This is a genomic window from Bacteroides sp. AM16-13 (assembly GCF_003602705.1).
Taxonomy (GTDB): Bacteria; Bacteroidota; Bacteroidia; order Bacteroidales; family Bacteroidaceae; genus Bacteroides; species Bacteroides xylanisolvens.
Map to the genome: position 1 here is coordinate 1,440 of NZ_QTLK01000015.1, position 18,086 is coordinate 19,525.

General features: G+C 42.9%; 16 protein-coding genes. 2 read left to right on the forward strand and 14 right to left on the reverse strand.

The features are described from left to right. Positions 1-302 precede the first annotated feature (302 nt). From DW173_RS13400 to DW173_RS13415, 4 genes are all read right to left on the reverse strand, one after another. Complete coding sequence (locus tag DW173_RS13400; RefSeq protein ID WP_008022582.1) at positions 303-851, reverse strand: hypothetical protein; 549 nt, start codon at positions 849-851, stop codon at positions 303-305. 80 nt (positions 852-931) lie between these two features. Next, positions 932-1,708, reverse strand: a complete 777-nt coding sequence (locus tag DW173_RS13405; RefSeq protein ID WP_049702693.1) for a hypothetical protein — start codon at positions 1,706-1,708, stop codon at positions 932-934. 22 nt (positions 1,709-1,730) lie between these two features. Beyond that, positions 1,731-2,426, reverse strand: coding sequence for a response regulator transcription factor (locus tag DW173_RS13410; RefSeq protein ID WP_049702694.1), 696 nt, complete (start codon positions 2,424-2,426; stop codon positions 1,731-1,733). A 12-nt stretch (positions 2,427-2,438) separates the two neighbouring features. Further along, positions 2,439-3,947, reverse strand: a complete 1,509-nt coding sequence (locus tag DW173_RS13415; protein WP_182429345.1) for an ATP-binding protein — start codon at positions 3,945-3,947, stop codon at positions 2,439-2,441. Between the two features lie 131 nt (positions 3,948-4,078). Between DW173_RS13415 and DW173_RS13420 the strand changes: the two genes are divergently transcribed. Then, on the forward strand, positions 4,079-6,187 hold the full coding sequence (locus DW173_RS13420; RefSeq protein WP_049702696.1) for an outer membrane beta-barrel family protein: 2,109 nt from the start codon (positions 4,079-4,081) through the stop codon (positions 6,185-6,187). Positions 6,188-6,362: 175 nt separating this feature from the next. Here the strand turns inward: DW173_RS13420 and aspD are convergent, their stop codons facing one another. Beyond that, a complete protein-coding gene (aspD, locus tag DW173_RS13425; RefSeq protein ID WP_120144561.1) occupies positions 6,363-8,006 on the reverse strand; it encodes an aspartate 4-decarboxylase in 1,644 nt (547 codons plus the stop codon). A gap of 22 nt (positions 8,007-8,028) precedes the next feature. Continuing rightward, on the reverse strand, positions 8,029-9,723 hold the full coding sequence (gene aspT / locus DW173_RS13430) for an aspartate-alanine antiporter (RefSeq protein ID WP_087318112.1): 1,695 nt from the start codon (positions 9,721-9,723) through the stop codon (positions 8,029-8,031). 169 nt (positions 9,724-9,892) lie between these two features. Here aspT and DW173_RS13435 point away from each other — a divergent pair, with 169 nt between their 5' ends. Next, a complete protein-coding gene (locus DW173_RS13435) occupies positions 9,893-11,560 on the forward strand; it encodes a formate--tetrahydrofolate ligase (RefSeq protein WP_008640016.1) in 1,668 nt (555 codons plus the stop codon). A gap of 338 nt (positions 11,561-11,898) precedes the next feature. Here the strand turns inward: DW173_RS13435 and glyA are convergent, their stop codons facing one another. The 8 genes from glyA to DW173_RS13480 form a co-directional block, all read right to left on the reverse strand. Then, positions 11,899-13,179 (reverse strand): serine hydroxymethyltransferase, encoded by a 1,281-nt coding sequence (glyA, locus tag DW173_RS13440; RefSeq protein WP_004303451.1) that lies wholly within the window; start codon positions 13,177-13,179, stop codon positions 11,899-11,901. A 134-nt stretch (positions 13,180-13,313) separates the two neighbouring features. Next, positions 13,314-14,054: a porin family protein gene (locus DW173_RS13450; protein ID WP_008019436.1), complete on the reverse strand. Its 741-nt coding sequence runs from the start codon at positions 14,052-14,054 to the stop codon at positions 13,314-13,316. Between the two features lie 16 nt (positions 14,055-14,070). Beyond that, positions 14,071-14,640 (reverse strand): flavin reductase family protein, encoded by a 570-nt coding sequence (locus DW173_RS13455; protein WP_004303449.1) that lies wholly within the window; start codon positions 14,638-14,640, stop codon positions 14,071-14,073. Between the two features lie 107 nt (positions 14,641-14,747). Next, a complete protein-coding gene (gene pyrI / locus DW173_RS13460; RefSeq protein WP_004303448.1) occupies positions 14,748-15,209 on the reverse strand; it encodes an aspartate carbamoyltransferase regulatory subunit in 462 nt (153 codons plus the stop codon). Next, on the reverse strand, positions 15,206-16,147 hold the full coding sequence (gene pyrB, locus DW173_RS13465; protein WP_009039538.1) for an aspartate carbamoyltransferase: 942 nt from the start codon (positions 16,145-16,147) through the stop codon (positions 15,206-15,208). The genes pyrI and pyrB overlap by 4 nt, the downstream gene beginning before the upstream one ends. Positions 16,148-16,259: 112 nt before the next feature. Then, on the reverse strand, positions 16,260-17,039 hold the full coding sequence (locus DW173_RS13470) for a DUF4373 domain-containing protein (protein WP_008022568.1): 780 nt from the start codon (positions 17,037-17,039) through the stop codon (positions 16,260-16,262). A gap of 23 nt (positions 17,040-17,062) precedes the next feature. Continuing rightward, positions 17,063-17,407: an SH3 beta-barrel fold-containing protein gene (locus DW173_RS13475; RefSeq protein WP_009039539.1), complete on the reverse strand. Its 345-nt coding sequence runs from the start codon at positions 17,405-17,407 to the stop codon at positions 17,063-17,065. 228 nt (positions 17,408-17,635) lie between these two features. Beyond that, positions 17,636-18,046 (reverse strand): DUF4119 family protein, encoded by a 411-nt coding sequence (locus tag DW173_RS13480; protein WP_049702700.1) that lies wholly within the window; start codon positions 18,044-18,046, stop codon positions 17,636-17,638. Positions 18,047-18,086: the final 40 nt, after the last annotated feature.

Genomic DNA, 18,086 nt, shown 5'->3' on the forward strand with positions numbered 1-18,086 from the left:
TTTCTTTGGGATACATACAGCCAATGCGGTATGTATGATAGAAAAGGTCGAAAAGAAAAAAAGAAAGGCAGCATAATCTAACTAAAATAACAGGAAAAACAGGAGAGGTTTTAACTTCCCCTAAAAAAGACATGTACATAATGCATGGGTGGGAAGGAAAAAATAAGAATATGTAAACAATATTCTACAAAAAAGATAGAAGACTGGGAGAGTTGAACGAAAAAATCAAGAGAAAAGCTCACGTAAAGCAAAGCTTTTCTCTTGATTTTTTAGAAAGAGGAACATTTACTGAATATCCCTATTTAATAAGGCGCATTTCGTCCTTGTTGTACTTCGATTCGTATTCCGAAATTACCATTTGCCGATTTCAGTTCGAATGCTCCCCGGAAATTATTTCTTTCCCAAGGCATAGCGCTGCGGTTAGGCACCCGCCAGCCATCCTTATCATAATCTCCGTAGGTATTGATTCTCATTCCGTTTTTCAGTTTGAAAGACCCCATCTGCATAAACTGTGGAGAAGAGGACAATCCCCAACCATATCCGTAGCCAAAGCCAGAAAAACCAGAGAAAGAAGACGAAGAAAAAGAGTCAGTGAATCCTTGCGAATAAGTAACGTCTGTATTTAAACGAAAGAGCTGATTATAATCTTTCGTCATATTAGGCATCTCTAAATTAAACTTGGGAAGTTCGGGAGTTGCTACATTCATTAACCCCATATCCAGCAGAAAGCCACCAAACTCTTTAATATTGGTGGATGGAGCACGACGAATACTATCGGAAGGAATTTCCGACTGTGCGGATGCAAAACCGACCGATAATATCAGCGAAAGAAATAGAATCAGTTTTTTCATCTTCGTAAAGGTTGATTTACCACAAAGATAGAGATTTTCAGCCTGACTATTCGCTTCCGTTATGTTTTCTTAGAAAAAAACTATCTTTTCAGTTTAATAACCGGATAAAGGACAGGGCTCGTTTCCCATTTCCTTTTCATCGGGTTGTACGAACGTTCCATGCCACCATGAAGTTCGATATAATCATTGAACTTAATCTCAAGAACCATGCCATAACCACTTTGCGGATATATAGGTGTGAGATAGCCCTGTGACGCATTCCGCTCACCATTCACAGAATATTCGCCGAAAGCCCGGATGCGCAGAAAGTCATTGATGCGATAAGCAGCCGAACCGGTAAAACCAAAATCGTTTCTGGCACCATGCTGGAAAGAAGGCATTGTATATTTGGCACCGAACACCCCACCCGAAAACTCCCATCGGTCATTGGGAGTATACGTATAAATGGCACCCGCCTGAATATGCGTTCCCATGGTAGGATAAGTGTTATATAAACTATACGTACTTAAATAGCTGTTTGCATTAATCCCGAATATATCCGAACGATTATAGTCACGACTGAAAGGATCGAAAGAAGTTCCCAATCTGGGAGCCGGCCAGGGAACATCAATAAATTCGGGAGGAGATATATGAAGCGTCATGCTATCCGCTTGAATGGTTGCTTTCCTGTCGTTTGGCGCTACATTCATATCGGGTAAGACAAAACCATCCTTATCCATATTTAATAGCTGTTTTTGCTCCGGTGGCAGATGAACCGCGCGGCCGATGCTATCCTTTTTCACTTCCACCTGTTGCGCAAATGCGGTATAGGTACAAAGTAAAAACATAAATCCTGTGAGAAGATGTCTTTTATTCATGGCACTTTGCGGTTTTAAGGGTTCAGTTGACAATCAGTTTATAGCCGATTCCACGCACGTTCACAATACGTATCTGTTCATCTTGCGAGAGTTTATGCCGTAATTTGGTAATGAACACATGCAGGCTTCGGGAGTTGAAAAAACTGTCATCACCCCAAAGCTCAAGCAAGACATCTTGCGTGTTGACTATCTGGTTCCGGTTCTGGCAAAGTCGTTTCAGGATTTCCGCTTCACGATGGGAGAGTTCCTGTTTCACTCCTGCGTGCAATAAAGTCTGTGCCACAGGATCAAACAGATAACTCCCTATCTCAAAACGGTTTCCTACCTTATTCTCTGTAAAGAGATAAGCTTTTCCCACCAATGCTTTGATACGGATAATCAGTTCCTGTATACCGAACGGTTTTTTCAGATAATCATTTGCTCCGAGTTCAAACCCCTCTACCACATCATTGATGGCCGAGCGGGCAGTCAGGAATAAGACAGGAGTTTGTTTATCCGTTTGGCGGATTCGGCGTACCATTTCAAAGCCATCCATTTTCGGCATCATCACATCAGCCACAAGTACATCCGGATGAAGTTCGAAGAAGAGATTTAATCCCTCTTCGCCGTCACTTGCCGTATGAATGATAAAATCATTTTCTTCAAGTGTATCTTTGATAATCATGGCGAGCGTCTGTTCGTCTTCTACCAGTAATACTGTGATTTTGTTTTTACTCATGATTTTACAGGTTTATAAAGTAATGGTAAAAGTACTTCCTTTGTCCGGTTCACTTTTGACGGTGATAGTCCCTCCATGTTTCTCGACCATACTCTTGACATAAAAAAGCCCTAGTCCGTACCCTTTTATATTATGAAGGTTTCCCGTCGGGACCCGGTAGAATTTATCAAATATATGCTTTTGCTTATCAAGCGGAATCCCGATTCCCCGGTCAGTAATGCTGATCGTCACTGTTTCCCCAGTCTGCCGGCAGTAAATAGACAGTTCGGCTTCCTCCTTCGAGTACTTCACCGCATTATCTATCAGGTTACTGATGATGTTGCTGAAATGCGTACGGTCGGCTACAATAACAAGCGTTTCCGGTTTCATATCCAATGAGATATGTACAGGTTTGTCCGCCTTTAGCTGGTGCTGCTCTACAAGCGGGGTAATCAGCTCTTTCAAGTTGATTTCTTCCGGATGTAGACGGAACGTTTTGCGACGTTCCATTCCCATGGATAAAATCTGTTCCACCAATCCGCTAAGTCTTTGCAACTGCTCCTGACTGATGCGCAGATACTGGTCGCGTTTACTTTTCTCTTCCGCCTGATTAAAATTCAGTAATGCATCATTAGCCGCATAGGCCACAGCAATGGGAGTCTTTAACTCATGCGTGATATTATTGGTAAAATCGCTTTTCATTTCGTCCAGCGTTTTCTGTTTCAAGAGCGTTCGGATAAGGAACCAGAAAGAAAATCCGAGAATCAGGAGAATCACAAAGGAAGTGACCAGAATACCGGTCATCTGTTTCAACACCAATGAGTCGATCGGCTCGAATATCAGTTGGTAGCGTTGGCTGCGATGCCGGTTAAATTCATAGTCAAAGCGGATTGCTTTAGGACTGGGGATATAACTGCTATCTCCTGCCATGCCTAATGTATCTCTATATATAATGGAAGAATCGGCACGGGTTCCGGTATAAATCAGAAGAGTGTGATGAGGAATAGAAAGGTTATGCTCCTTCATCACGTGGGTGAGCAAACTGTCATATCGTTGCAGGTTTACATCTATATAGGTGTCCACCCCCGAATGAATCCCCTGTTGGATACTGATTAACAGCTCCTTTAGCGAATCTTGTTTTTTTAATAACACATCCAGTCCGCTTTCACTACTTGCAACAGCTTCCGGATCATTACCAACGGTTTTTACCGTATCCACGCTTGTTTCCGTCCGGGAGTGTATCGTATCCTGACGGGTGCTATCCGTATAAGAAATCGTTTGTTGAGTCACTAATGAATGACCGTCTGCGTCATATCCAGCGGATACCGTTACCGAACCATGTTCCACATTATCTTTTTGCAAATCATTTATCCGGAGCACGACTTCATTGAAGTCACTTGTGCGCATTGCATCCCTGATATTGCTCTCCATTTCCGATTTCATCGTCCGGTAAAGCCCTGTCAACCAATAAGCCTGGTAGACGAAGATTCCGATTAGCGAGCAGATAACCAGAATGACGATATGTTTTAGCGGTAATTTCATACTGACAAAGATAATAGGAAACTATTCTTATCCTTCTCTTTGATAAGACTAAATAACACTAGATAAGTCAGCGATAACGCAATTTTCCGTTTTTTCTACCGTATTTTGCCGTATACAAAAATAAATACGATATGAAACGGATTAATTTATTATTGATATCTCTTCTATGTGGGTGTATACACGCCACCGCGCAAGTAGAACAACCGTTACAGGAACCTGCCGATAGTGTGAAAAATGTAGGCTATATGGATAGCCTGTTCCAAGAATTGCCCGAAGTGATGATTATGGGTGAACGCCCGATAGTGAAAGCGGAGCAAGGTAAACTCGTGTATGATGTGCCGAGATTGGTAGGCAACCTGCCTGTGGATAATGCCTATGATATTTTAAAAAATCTTCCGGGCATAGTCAATATGAACGGTAGCCTGACATTAGGAGGACAAAGTGTTACCGTTGTCATCAACGGAAAAGTGACCACTCTGTCTGCCGAACAATTGGATGCTTTATTAAAATCGATTCCTGTCAGCCGAATTGAAAAGGCAGAAGTGATGTATTCTGCTCCGGCACGTTATCAGGTGCGCGGACCAATGATTAACCTGATACTGGCACCCGGCACAGGACAAGCATCTTCTCTTCAGGGAGAACTCTATACAGCTTTCAATCAACATCATTACGAATCTTTGGCAGAACGTGGAAGCCTTCTGTACTCCGGACGTAAATTCTCTGCAGATCTTCTTTACTCTTACTCGTATGATCGCGACCGAAGAATCACGGAGAAAGAAGCGCTTCACACGTTGGCCGACGGTTCGGTACATCAGATGGATATGGATGATATCATGACTTCCCGTACCAACAGTCATCAGGTACGTCTCGGAATGGATTACTCCCTCGCCGAAGATCATCTGTTAAGCCTGGTCTATACAACCGCCTTTACCGATTCCAAACATTATGCCGTAGCTACCGGGGCACAGAACTCCGTTACCGATTCGCAGGGAGACAGCCAGCTCCATAATGTGAAGCTGGACTATCAAACCCCTTTCGGACTGAAAGCAGGTGCAGCATTTACTTACTACCATTCTCCCGGCAGCCAGTTATTATATAGTACGTTGGGAACGGAAACGATGAATTTCTTAAGCCGGGATAAACAACAAATCAACCAATGGCGTTTTTATGCCGGGCAAGAACATAACTTAGGCAAAGGATGGGGATTGAATTATGGTATAGCTTACACAACCGCTTTGGACCATAGTTACCAAAAATATTACGATCCTGAAACAGACCACCTGTTGCCGGATAATAACATGGACTCCCGCCGTCGCGAACAAACTCTGAATGTCTATGCAGGACTTAGCAAGAACTTTGGCGATAAACTCTCGGCCGATGTTTCCTTGGCAGCAGAGCAATATCATACAGATATCTGGAATGAATGGAGCCTCTATCCGGTAGCCAATCTGACTTATATGCCCACTGCCGGACATGTCCTGCAACTCTCATTGAGTAGTGACAAGGAATATCCTGAATACTGGAGCGTACAAAACGCTATTTCTTACATGGGAGCTTATTCTGAAATTCAAGGCAATCCTTATCTCAAACCTGCAACGAACTATGAAGCGACCTTCAATTATATCCTGAAAAGCAAATACGTCTTTTCCGTCTTTTATAGTTATACAAAAAACAACGAAATGCAAACCCTTTACCAATCACCGGAACGCTTGGTGGAGATTTACAAATTCTTCAATTTTGATTTTTCATCGCAGGCCGGATTAATGATGACAGTTCCTTTCAAGGTGAAAAAATGGCTGGACTCCCGTATAACAGCCATCGGCTTTCGCTATCGCCAGAAAGACAGTGATTTCTGGGACATCCCGTTTGACCGCAAACTCTATACATTCGTGTTGACGATGAACAATACCTTTACCCTTTCCACCAAACCCGATTTAAAACTCACCTTGACCGGATTCTATCAAAATAAAGCCATACAAGGAATTTTTGATCTTCCCCGTTCGGGAAACCTGGATGCGGCGCTTCGTTACACCTTTGCGAAAGGAAAAGCGCAACTGACGTTGAAGTGTGACGATATATTCAATACCTCTACCATTTCAACACAAGTCCGTTACGGATTGCAGAATGTGAAGAACCACTATATGCGGACCACCCGCACGTTCGGCGTTTCGTTTAACTATAAATTCGGAGGATACAAAGAGAAGAAGAGGGAAGAGGTCGATACCTCCCGCTTTAAATAAATGCTAATTTATTTTTAGACATAAGAGCGAGAAATATTTCAGACATAAGAACAAAAGAACATAAATGCTGCGCTTTGAAAATTATTTCTGTTGCTTATTTAACTGCTATTTTATTTTTTGTTCTTATGTTCTTCTGTCTGAATTAAATTCCCATTTATAAAATGAACTACTTAGTTCATTCTTTTGATGCTTTCCATGTTTGGGCATATTCTTCCAACACACGTTTGATACTTTGTCCGATTTTCACATAATCGGCCTCATTCAAATTAGCCAGTGACACACGCACACTCCATTTCGGTCCGGCAAAGCCACCGCCATTCAACAGCACGAGTGAAGTTTCGTTTGCCAGACGGAAAACCACATCCAGCGGATTGTATGTCTTTTGCAGATAAGCAACGAAGTCATCTCCGTAGAATTTCTTCGCCCATACCAGCATATCAATCTCCGAATAATATCCGGCACGCAGCGGATCCTCTACCAATGTGAACCCTGTGTTATCCCACAACGCATGCAGGCGTCGATGAATAATTTCCTGCATCTTGGCTTTATAACTATCTTCTTTATCCAGAAGCGAGAAGATGGCAAACAAACTCATCTGCATTTGTTGAGGTAGAGAAAGCCCTGCGGTATGATTCAGCGCAATCTGCCGGCTGTCAGCCACCATGCGGTCGATAAATTTCATCTTTTCCGGTTGCAGGCTAAGACTGGAATAACGTTTGTTCAATATTGATTTCTGCTCCTCCGACAGGCGGGCAATCATTTTGTCGTAGATGTTGTCTTCGTGTAAAGCAATCACTGCGGTTCTCCATCCCGTAGCTCCGAAATATTTGGAGAACGAATAAACGCAAAGCGTATTGTGTGGCAATTCTGCCATCAATGAACGGAAATGAGGGATAAACGTTCCATACACATCATCCGTAATAATCATCAGGTTCGGATTGTCATTCTTCACAATGTTGATGATACGTTCGGTAGTCTCCCTGCTAAGTGCGTAACTGGGCGGATTACTCGGATTGGTGATAAATAACGCTTTGATCCGCGGGTCTTTCAACTTGTCTATATCTTCATCCTTATACTGCCAGGTGTGCAATCCGTCAGGAGTCATCTGGTCGGCAGAAATTTCGGTAACGTCAAACTGATAGCGTCGCAATTCCGGGATTTCTATATAAGGAGTGAACACGGGAATCATCAAGGCAATGGCATCTCCCTGATTCAACAGGAAATTCTCTTGCAAAGAATCGAACAGATAACACATGGCTGCCGTACCTCCTTCGGTGGCGAAAAGGTCAAAAGTCCCTTTCGGCGGACGGCGGTCACACATCTCTTGTGCCAAGTAATCCTGCACGATTAACTCTGTAAAATGTAAAATACGGTCGGGCACAGGATACTGGTCGCCGATGACCGATTCCGCCCATTCGTGAATCAGCGTATCCGGATCGGCAGCATGCTCCATCAACATATAATTGTAGCCCTCTTTCAGCAGATTAGCACCCGGAGCTTTTTCATTCTCTTTCAGGAAAGCCTCGAAACGGGCGGCTATTCCAGCCTTTTGCGGAATACCTGCTATTCCTTCTTCCAGTGAAAACGCATGGCGACATTCGCAAAGTCCGAATTGTCCCAACAGAAAAAATGCTTCGCGTGGTTCGGTAGCAATCCAGTTCGGATTACCTCTTCCCGCATTCAGCATGGTATGTGCTATTTTCTTAATGCTTTCGTCTGCCATATCGATCAGTTTGTTTTTCAGCTCGAACGGGCTGATCGTTTCCATTTTCTTGGCATAACTTTTCGTAATGGCAGGGTTATTTGTTTTCTTTTCCATAATGATATTTATTTATATAGTTTTACATAAGTAACACGATGACGACTCCCCAGATAATCAGTAGCGTATTGCCGACTGCATACGTCACTGTATACCCTAATGCAGGTGTATCACTTTCCACTGCATCCTGAATAGCTCCCAGTGCAGCTGTTGTGGTACGTGCTCCTGCCGTGCATCCCAATGAAAGGGCAGGGTGGAATTTGAACAGGTATCTCGCCATCAGCAATCCTGCGAGAAGAGGGATGGCTGTTGCCAGTGCACCGACAATAAACAGACTGATTCCGACTTCCTTGAATCCGGCTATAAAACTGGGACCTGCAGCAATGCCGACCACTGCGATAAACATATTCAGCCCTACATTATTCAATACCCATAAAGAGGGTTCGGGGATACCTCCGAAAGTAGGATGCTTGCTGCGTAACCAACCGAACAGAAGTCCGGCAATCAATGCACCGCCACTGGTAGAAAGACTGATAGGAACACCTCCCAGATGGATAGCCAGTGCGCCGAAGAGACCACCGAGCAAAATGCCCAGGCCGACGAAAATCATATCCGTCTGATTGGTCGGACGGTCAATGTAACCCATTTGTTTGGCAGCGCCTTCCACTTCATGTTTAAGACCGGTGAGCTCGAGAATATCTCCCGAATCCACAACTGTTTTGGATAATACCGGAACATTGATTCCGGCACGCTTGATGTTACGGATACTGACTCCGTGCATAAATTTCTGTGCCCGGATTTTGGCTACCGTTTCCCCGGCAAACGTCCGGTGAGTCACCATTACGGGAAGAGTTTCCGCCGGAAAATCCAATAATTGTGCGTCGATCACTTCCGGACCGATCCAGTCTTCTTCTCCGATAACAAACTCACGGCGTCCGCTTAGCACCACTTCGTCATTTTTGCGAAGAATCAGGTTCGGATCAACATCTTTCACTACTCCTCTTTGACGAATCCGCTCTACAAACAGCCGTTTATCATTCTTGCATAAATATGTTTCGAGTTCACTGACTTTCTTTCCTTTGCCGAACCATTCATTGGTGATTTTATAGGCACGGAATACCACCGGACGAAGAGCCGGGGAAAATCCGGGTTCATCAGCTTCCGATGTTCCCATTTGAGCCTCCAGTTCTTTGCAGTCGGCTTTCACCTTATCCAGTCCGCCCAGCATTTTGGGGCCGAGAGAAGCTAGAATCCATGCAGAACCGGCTGTACCGAAGATATAAGTTACAGCGTAAGCTACCGGAATCGCATTGATGAATGTTGCTTTTTGCGCATCGCTGATTCCCAATTGGTTGATTGTATCGCTTGCCACGCCGATCACGGCGGATATGGTCTGTGAGCCTGCCAAAAGTCCGGCAGCTTCCCCTACATGGTATCCCATGATTTTGGCGAGTATCCACGGTGCTGCCAGGCTGACAATACACATCAGTACAGCGAATCCCACCTGTGGCAGCCCATCCTTTTTCAATCCGCGGAAAAACTGCGGACCTACCTTATAGCCGACGGCAAACAGGAAAAGCAGAAAGAACACAGCTTTCATCGGGCCATCCACAGTGATATTCAGTTGCCCGACCAACACTCCGACCAGCAGAACACTGGTGACTGTCCCTAATGAGAATTTCCCTATTTTGAGTCTGCCCAGCCAGAATCCGGCAAAGAGTGTCAGGAAAATAGCAAGTTCAGGGTGTACCCTTAGTTGATTAATAATCCATTCCATAATTAAGTTGTTGTTTTAGGTTATGTCATTTACAACAGTTATTGCGTGAAAAGAGTTTATAGTGTTTATGATAAATAGATATATAAATATCCGATGAACTTTAAATTTCTCTATTTCGCTTTTTTGTTATACTTTTGTTCTTTCAAAAATAAAACTAATCATATTCTGTATGAAATCAGACATAGAAATTGCTCGCAGCATTGAGCTGAAGAAGATTAAGCAAGTTGCCGAAGGTGTCGGAATTCCTCGCGAGGAAGTGGAGAATTATGGCCGCTACATCGCAAAGATCCCTGAACAACTGATTGATGAAGAGAAAGTGAAGAAAAGCAATCTCATCCTGGTCACTGCTATCACGGCAACCAAAGCGGGCATTGGCAAAACTACCGTATCTATCGGTCTTGCTTTGGGACTGAATAAAATTGGAAAGAATGCGATTGTCGCTCTTCGCGAACCGTCTCTCGGTCCTTGTTTCGGAATGAAAGGAGGAGCGGCCGGTGGAGGATATGCACAAGTGCTTCCGATGGATAAGATTAACCTTCATTTTACGGGGGATTTTCACGCCATCACCTCTGCCCATAACATGATTTCGGCATTGCTCGACAATTATCTCTATCAGAACCAGGCAAAAGGTTTCGGATTGAAAGAAATCCTTTGGCGGAGAGTGCTTGATGTGAACGACCGTTCGTTGCGCAGCATCGTTGTCGGTCTTGGACCTAAATCCAACGGGATTACCCAGGAGTCCGGTTTCGATATTACTCCTGCTTCGGAAATTATGGCGATTCTTTGTCTTTCCAAAGATGTGAGTGATTTGCGTCGCCGTATTGAAAACATCCTGTTGGGCTTCACTTATGATGACCAGCCTTTTACCGTAAAAGATCTGGGAGTGGCAGGAGCTATCACTGTGTTGCTGAAAGATGCCATCCATCCTAATCTGGTGCAGACTACCGAAGGAACCGCTGCTTTTGTACACGGCGGTCCGTTCGCTAATATTGCGCATGGTTGTAACTCTATTCTGGCCACTAAATTGGCAATGTCTTTCGGCGATTATGTAATTACAGAAGCCGGATTCGGTGCCGATCTTGGTGCGGAGAAGTTCTACAATATCAAGTGCCGCAAGAGTGGACTCCAACCGCGTCTCACGGTGATTGTCGCTACGGCACAAGGATTGAAGATGCACGGAGGTGTCAGTCTCGACCGTATCAAAGAACCGAATATGGAAGGACTGAAAGAAGGATTGCGTAATCTGGACAAACATGTCCGTAATCTTCGTTCATTCGGTCAGACGGTTATCGTAGCTTTCAATAAGTTTGCGTCCGATACCGATGAAGAAATGGAATTGCTGCGTGAGCATTGCGAACAGTTGGGAGTCGGTTTTGCCATCAACAATGCGTTCAGTGAAGGAGGAGAGGGGGCAGTAGACATGGCCCGCCTGGTGGTAGATACAATCGAAAATAATCCGTCCGAACCTTTGCGTTATACATATAAGGAAGAAGATAATATACAGCAGAAGATTGAAAAGGTGGCTACTAATATTTACGGAGCCAGCGTTATTACTTACAGCAGTATTGCACGCAACCGTATCAAACTGATCGAGAAAATGGGCATCACTCATTATCCGGTTTGTATTGCTAAAACACAGTATTCATTCTCTGCCGATCCTAAGATTTATGGCGCGGTGAACAACTTCGAGTTCCATATTAAAGATATTGTAATCAATAACGGAGCTGAAATGATTGTAGCCATTGCCGGAGAAATTCTTCGTATGCCGGGATTGCCTAAAGAACCGCAAGCATTGCATATTGATATTGTGGATGGAGAAATAGAAGGATTGAGCTGATATACACTTAAAGAACACTTGTTCTGGCGCTATGCCGATAAAAATAAATCCCCGTCTTTCCCTATAAAATAAATGTGGAAAGACGGGGATGACTGTATATAGAGTCCAGTGTGCTTCTCTTTTCTCTTCTTGCACACTGTACGGTTGAATTCGTACTTGTTGTGGGTGATATATGACATCATATATTTCTTTTATAGTAACAAAAACGAAATTCCGGAAAGATAGTTCGAACGGGACCGTTAATAAATAAAAAAAGGCCTGCTCCTTTCGTAAAGAGCAGACCTTAAATGGGAATTAAGCTAATAACAGTTTACAATTACTAGCTTTAAAATTGTGTTTTAGTAAGCGAAAAGAGGATATTTTTTCATTGTCTCATTGACGCGTGCACGTACTTGTGCAATAACTTCCTCATTTTCTACGTTAGACAATACAGTTTCGATCATTTCTGCAATTTCGAGCATCAAGTCTTCTTTTGCACCACGAGTTGTGATAGCAGGAGTACCTAAACGGATACCGGAAGTCTGGAAAGCCGAACGGCTGTCGAACGGAACCATGTTCTTGTTAACGGTAATATCAGCAGAAACCAATGCTTTTTCTGCCACTTTACCTGTCAGATCAGGATATTTGCTACGCAGGTCGACCAACATAGAGTGATTGTCTGTACCACCGGAAACGATGGTAAAGCCACGGTCGATCAAAGCCTGTGCAAGTACGGCAGCATTTTTCTGTACTTGTTTAGCATATTCCTTAAATTCAGGTTGCAGGATTTCACCGAAAGCAACTGCTTTAGCAGCAATTACATGTTCCAACGGTCCGCCTTGGATACCCGGGAAAACGGCAGAATCCAGTAATTGAGACATCATCTTGATCTCACCTTTCGGAGTTTTCTTACCCCATGGATTGGGGAAATCCTTACCCATCATGATGACACCACCACGAGGTCCGCGAAGTGTTTTATGTGTAGTAGAAGTGACGATATGTGCATATTTAACCGGATTTTCGAGCACTCCGGCAGCGATCAGACCGGCAGGATGAGCCATGTCGATCATCAGGATAGCGCCTACTTTGTCAGCGATTTCACGCATACGTTTGTAATCCCATTCACGAGAGTATGCAGAACCACCACCGATAATCATTTTTGGTTTCTCACGAAGAGCGACTTCTTCCATCTGGTCGTAATCAACGCGTCCTGTTTCCTGGTTCAGGTTATATTCGCAAGGAGTATAGATGATACCGGAAGTGTTCACTAATGAACCGTGAGACAGGTGTCCGCCGTGTGCCAGATTTAATCCCATGAATTTGTCGCCCGGATTCAGAACAGCAAGGAAAACAGCCGCATTAGCTTGTGCTCCCGAGTGTGGCTGTACGTTTGCCCATTCAGCGCCGAAAATTTCTTTCAGGCGGTCGATAGCGATTTGTTCGCTTTGGTCTACTACTTCGCAACCTCCGTAGTAACGTTTGCCGGGATAACCTTCTGCGTACTTGTTAGTCAGGCAAGAACCCATTGCCTGCATTACCTGGTCACTCACAAAGTTTTCTGATGCAATCAGCTCGATTCCTTTCAACTGGCGTTGATGCTCTTTTTCGATGATGTCGAAAATGATGTCGTCTCTTTTCATTCTTTTATAAGTAAGATTAAATTTCTAATTCGAGATACCTATTTTAAGCGCACAAAGTTAATGAAAATAAATAAAGAATGAAGGAACAGCAAGAAAAATGTTAGTAAAAAGCGGGATTTAATGATATTTTATTCTTAAAGAATGAATCCCAATGAAAAACTTAACGCGCTGTCACGGCGACGGAAAATAATGTTGCTCACACCCGTACTGCCGTCGGAGTTGATATTGTCATAAATGATAGACTTGGAGATGTTTCCTATACCTTGTTCGTAGCGGAAATCGAAGAAGATACGTGAGATGTTGACACCTACGCCAATCACTGCGCTGACATTGAACGGATACAATTTTTCGTGAATACCCTTTTGGTCGAAATTCTTAAAAGTGATTTCATTGTGCTTTCCCCATAGGTAGCGAAGCTTGGGACCTGCGAAGATAGACATTCCGTAAGGTCCTTTTTTCACTACGTTATATCCATATAGAACGGGAAAATCGACACTGTGCAACACCGATTGCACCGATGCGTAATCAGGCTCGATGGCAGGATGCTGGGAACCGAGTTTGTCGAACGTAATCTCACATTTGCTTACATTATACGACACTTCAGGCTGAATGAAATGCTTTTTCATATTGATGCGCATGAAGAGAGCACCGAAATAACCAATCTTATAGTTATTCTGCACCTCATCGATAGTTACATCTTTAATTTTCAGTTCAGACACCATGAACATGGAAGAGTTGAAGCCCGCTTTGATACCGATATTTATTTTTTTTGTGTTGGGACGGTCTACTCTGTCTGCGTTATAATTCTGTCCGACAACCGGGCTGCCGGCTGCAACTAATAAACCTAAAAAAATGAATTTACGCAGCATATCCATGACAGTATCGTTCCTTTTATGATTTTTTCTTTTCTACACTCCAACCGAACTTACCGATTTTCTCTCCCAAATTGTAATATCCTCCGTGCACATATACCAGCGGATTAGCTTCCGCCAGTTCCAGCTTTCCGGTTTCGGGGTTCAGGTTCCGTTCATCGGCACGCACATTTACCACGTCGGCAATAAACATATCATGTGAACCAAGAGAGATGATTTCTTTTACACGACATTCAATGCAAAGAGGTGATTCTTCAATCAGCGGGGCACTGACTACCGTACACTGTCCGGGTGTCAGTTTCATCTCTTCGAATTTATGATAATCACGTCCCGAACGAACTCCGCACCAGTCGGTGGCAAAAGCCATATCTTTGGTTGTCAGGTTGATGACAAACTCCATATTTTTTTTGATAATATCGTATGAATGGCGTTCCGGACGTACGGATATGTAACACATGGGCGGGTTCGTGCAAATCGTACCCGTCCATGCTACTGTGAACATATTATATTCGCTTTCCTCTTTTCCGCAACTGACTAGTACAGCCGGCAGCGGATAAATCATCGTTCCTGGTTTCCAGTCCTGTTTCATAGTTGTCATTTTTTACCACAGATTACACAGATTCACACAGATATAGATATTATTATTCCATAAAATAAAAATCTGTGTGAATCCGTGTAATCTGTGGTGAGCTGAAGTTAGAGGATTGTTATTTCTTCTCGTTTCTGTTCTTTTTCGCAATAATGGCATTTCACGATGCAATTATCCTTATCTATCACATGAAAGATGGTGCTCATCGGTTCATTGTTGGTAATACATTTCGGATTGGCACATTTCACGATGCCACGAAGCTCATCCGGCATTTTTACCTCTTTCTTTTCTACTACCTCGTAATCGCGGATAATGTTCAGTTTGACGTGCGGTGCTACTACCGAAATACGGTTGATCTCTTCGTCACAAAAGAATTTATCTGCAATTTTGATGATCCCTTTTTTGCCTAGTTTTTTACTGTCGAGGTTGAATCCGATCGTGATATTGCTTGTCATTTGTTCCACACCGAGCAGTTGCACTACGGTGAAGAGCTTTTCAGATGGGATATGGTCAATCACTGTTCCGTTTTTCAGGGCAGCTACTTGCAATGCTTGTTTATTTTCGCTCATAATAAAATATCGTTTTTAACGTCCTCTAATGTGATACCTAATACATCGCAAAGGATTGCTTCGCGGGCATACAGACCGTTTTGTGCCTGTTGGAAATAATATGCTTTCGGGTTGTCATCCACATCGTAAGCAATTTCGTTGACACGGGGAAGCGGGTGCAGGATACGCAGGTTCGGACGTGTGTTTTCCAACATTTTGTTACGGAGAATATATACATTCTTCACCCGTTCATATTCCATCAGGTCGGTGAAACGTTCGCGTTGCACACGGGTCATATACAGAATATCGGCGTCGGCGATAATCTCTTCGGAAAAGTCTGTATGTTCAACGTATTTTATTTGGTGCGTTTTGCAGTAAAGTTTGTATTCTTCCGGCATTTTCAATTCTTCAGGAGCGATAAAATGGAAAGTCGGATTAAAGTGTCGCATCGCCATCAGCAAAGAATGTACGGTGCGGCCGTATTTCAAGTCACCCACTAGGAAAATATTCAGATTTTCCAGCGTTCCTTGCGTCTTGTAGATAGAGTAAAGATCGAGCATCGTCTGCGACGGGTGCTGGTTAGCTCCGTCACCTGCATTGACAATGGGCACCGGGGCTACTTCGCTGGCATATCGTGCAGCTCCTTCGAGATAGTGTCGCATGACGATAATATCTGCATAGTTACTCACCATCATGATCGTGTCTTTAAGTGTTTCCCCTTTGGAAGAGCTGGTGGCCTTGGGGTCAGAGAATCCGATTACTCGTGCACCGAGACGGTTGGCAGCTGTTTCAAAACTCAAGCGGGTACGGGTGGAAGGTTCGAAGAACAGGGTTGCTACTACCTTTCCTTGTAATAACCGGCGATTGGGGTTCATTTCAAACTGCTTCGCCATTTCGAGCATGTAGAGGATTTTTTCTTTAGAATGTTCGGCAATGGTTACTAAACTTCTGTTTTCCATTTTGTTATCTTTTATGTGGATAGAACTTGTTTTACCGGAGCGTAAAGGTACGAAGAATTTGTGAAAAGCACAGATTTTTCGTACCTTTTTTATCAGCTTTTAATCAGTCGGTTTATTTCCGTCCGCTGGCTAGTGCTGCAATGATATATTTCCCCGGTGCTCCGATTTTGCTCCAGGCCGTATTGGAGAGTAGTTTCCATACTTGGGTGCCTTTCCTACCATAGTCTGATAACCGGAGAATCGTCTGCCTCTCTTTCAAATTAGTCACTTTGTGGCGTTCCAGGCTTTCTATCAGTCCGTTCATGTTGTGTGTGGCCTGATTGTATGCATACCCCGGAATTTCAAACGAAGCATCGCTTATTTCTTCTTCTTCAGTATTTAGTTTAGTTTCCTTTAGTTTAGTTTGTCGAGAAATGTCTGCATTTTCTGAACTCACCTCCTCTTGAGTTGGAAAAATGTTAGCATTTTCCTTGTTCAACTCATCCTTGTGTATCCTTTTTCTCTGTTTGGTCTCTAATAAATAAGGTAGTTGTGAGAAATCTATTTTTCTTCGTGTCGTAGCTTCGAACCACACTCTTTGAATCTGTTCCGAAGTGAGTATACCGTGTTTCTCGTAGGTTTCTTTATGGAAAAATCCTTTTTCCAATAACAGATCGACAATCTTTTCCATCATGTCCTCTTTGATCCCGCCACCTACTTTGCGGACGAAAATAAGATTTTGTTCTTTCCCCCAAGAGATGTAATATCCCTCTTTATAGATTTTGCAAAGCAATCTCATGACCATGTAAGAAGCTAACACTCCGAATTTTGCTTCTAATAACTCCATAACCTCTTCGTCAAAAAAGTTTGCTGGTGTCGGGAAGTAAGGTATCCCTTTATTAATCATATTCATTATTCAGTATTTTTTATTAAAAACTATACAATAGCTTTCCATTCCATCAGGTTTCCGATCATGAATCTTCTCCATCCTTTTTGTTCTTCACTCCAATAGATAATAGACTCTTGTTGTGCTGTGATATTAAATTCTCTATGAAAGAATTTTTCATATCCTACCAGTGTTCCTCTTTCCAGGCAGAACGTACCATCCTGCTTATGAAAAGCTATCATTGCATTTCCATACAACATGTGTTCTATTAGTTTAATGCACTCCTGTACAATTCTCTCTGCACATTTATCCGAAATCCCCTTTTCGGCAGTAATACGTTTTTTCCATACTAATTTGCAAGCTTCCAACTTGCCTTTCTTGATCTTTTGTCTCATTTTCTTCTGTTTTTTGATTGAAAAATTAAGTTTTTATTTAAACATAAATATCCCCTGTCGGATAGTGACGGTATGCTGTTGTCATAGCGTTACTATCCTTTCATTATAGTGACGCTATGACAACAGCATACCGTCACTATTTTTTGAGAGAAATTCTTGTTGTTTTCCGACCGGTTGAAAACGGCGGCGAAGGTAGGTCTTATATTTCACTTGTCCCATTATTTTTTCTTAGTACTTGCTTTTAAGCTTTTCAGCCTGTTCTCTTTTTTCCTTTTTCTCTTTCATATATTCTTCTTCGACAGACTTTTTCAATGCCGCCAATTCTGCATGTATACTGCTAAGTTCCATTAACTTATAGCCGCCATGCTTGTGAATGTATAATACTTTTTGGTCATAGATATATTGGGCCAGATTTATCAGCTTTTTTTTCTTAGGATGGTGGAAATATCCATCAATAAAGATTCTCAAATGCATGGTGAGATAAAGGCGGATATCTCCACTGATTGCTATTCTGTTTTCCAGTTCTTCTTCACTGATGATTTCTTCCTTTGACTGTCTTCTGGGGGCTTTTTCCACTGTTTGAACATTTCTTTTTGCTTTGTTGTTTTTACTTCCTTTTTTAGATTTTTCGCTTCTCATAATTAGTTAATTTTTGCAATATTAATGAATGTTAATTTGA

What these genes read in the sequence shown, in the direction of transcription:
- DW173_RS13400 (WP_008022582.1), bottom strand. Translation starts at nt 851, where the DNA reads ATGAAAAAACTGATTCTATTTCTTTCGCTGATATTATCGGTCGGTTTT.
- DW173_RS13405 (WP_049702693.1), bottom strand. Translation starts at nt 1,708, where the DNA reads ATGAATAAAAGACATCTTCTCACAGGATTTATGTTTTTACTTTGTACC.
- DW173_RS13410 (WP_049702694.1), bottom strand. Translation starts at nt 2,426, where the DNA reads ATGAGTAAAAACAAAATCACAGTATTACTGGTAGAAGACGAACAGACG.
- DW173_RS13415 (WP_182429345.1), bottom strand. Translation starts at nt 3,947, where the DNA reads ATGAAATTACCGCTAAAACATATCGTCATTCTGGTTATCTGCTCGCTA.
- DW173_RS13420 (WP_049702696.1), top strand. Translation starts at nt 4,079, where the DNA reads ATGAAACGGATTAATTTATTATTGATATCTCTTCTATGTGGGTGTATA.
- aspD (WP_120144561.1), bottom strand. Translation starts at nt 8,006, where the DNA reads ATGGAAAAGAAAACAAATAACCCTGCCATTACGAAAAGTTATGCCAAG.
- aspT (WP_087318112.1), bottom strand. Translation starts at nt 9,723, where the DNA reads ATGGAATGGATTATTAATCAACTAAGGGTACACCCTGAACTTGCTATT.
- DW173_RS13435 (WP_008640016.1), top strand. Translation starts at nt 9,893, where the DNA reads ATGAAATCAGACATAGAAATTGCTCGCAGCATTGAGCTGAAGAAGATT.
- glyA (WP_004303451.1), bottom strand. Translation starts at nt 13,179, where the DNA reads ATGAAAAGAGACGACATCATTTTCGACATCATCGAAAAAGAGCATCAA.
- DW173_RS13450 (WP_008019436.1), bottom strand. Translation starts at nt 14,054, where the DNA reads ATGGATATGCTGCGTAAATTCATTTTTTTAGGTTTATTAGTTGCAGCC.
- DW173_RS13455 (WP_004303449.1), bottom strand. Translation starts at nt 14,640, where the DNA reads ATGAAACAGGACTGGAAACCAGGAACGATGATTTATCCGCTGCCGGCT.
- pyrI (WP_004303448.1), bottom strand. Translation starts at nt 15,209, where the DNA reads ATGAGCGAAAATAAACAAGCATTGCAAGTAGCTGCCCTGAAAAACGGA.
- pyrB (WP_009039538.1), bottom strand. Translation starts at nt 16,147, where the DNA reads ATGGAAAACAGAAGTTTAGTAACCATTGCCGAACATTCTAAAGAAAAA.
- DW173_RS13470 (WP_008022568.1), bottom strand. Translation starts at nt 17,039, where the DNA reads ATGAATATGATTAATAAAGGGATACCTTACTTCCCGACACCAGCAAAC.
- DW173_RS13475 (WP_009039539.1), bottom strand. Translation starts at nt 17,407, where the DNA reads ATGAGACAAAAGATCAAGAAAGGCAAGTTGGAAGCTTGCAAATTAGTA.
- DW173_RS13480 (WP_049702700.1), bottom strand. Translation starts at nt 18,046, where the DNA reads ATGAGAAGCGAAAAATCTAAAAAAGGAAGTAAAAACAACAAAGCAAAA.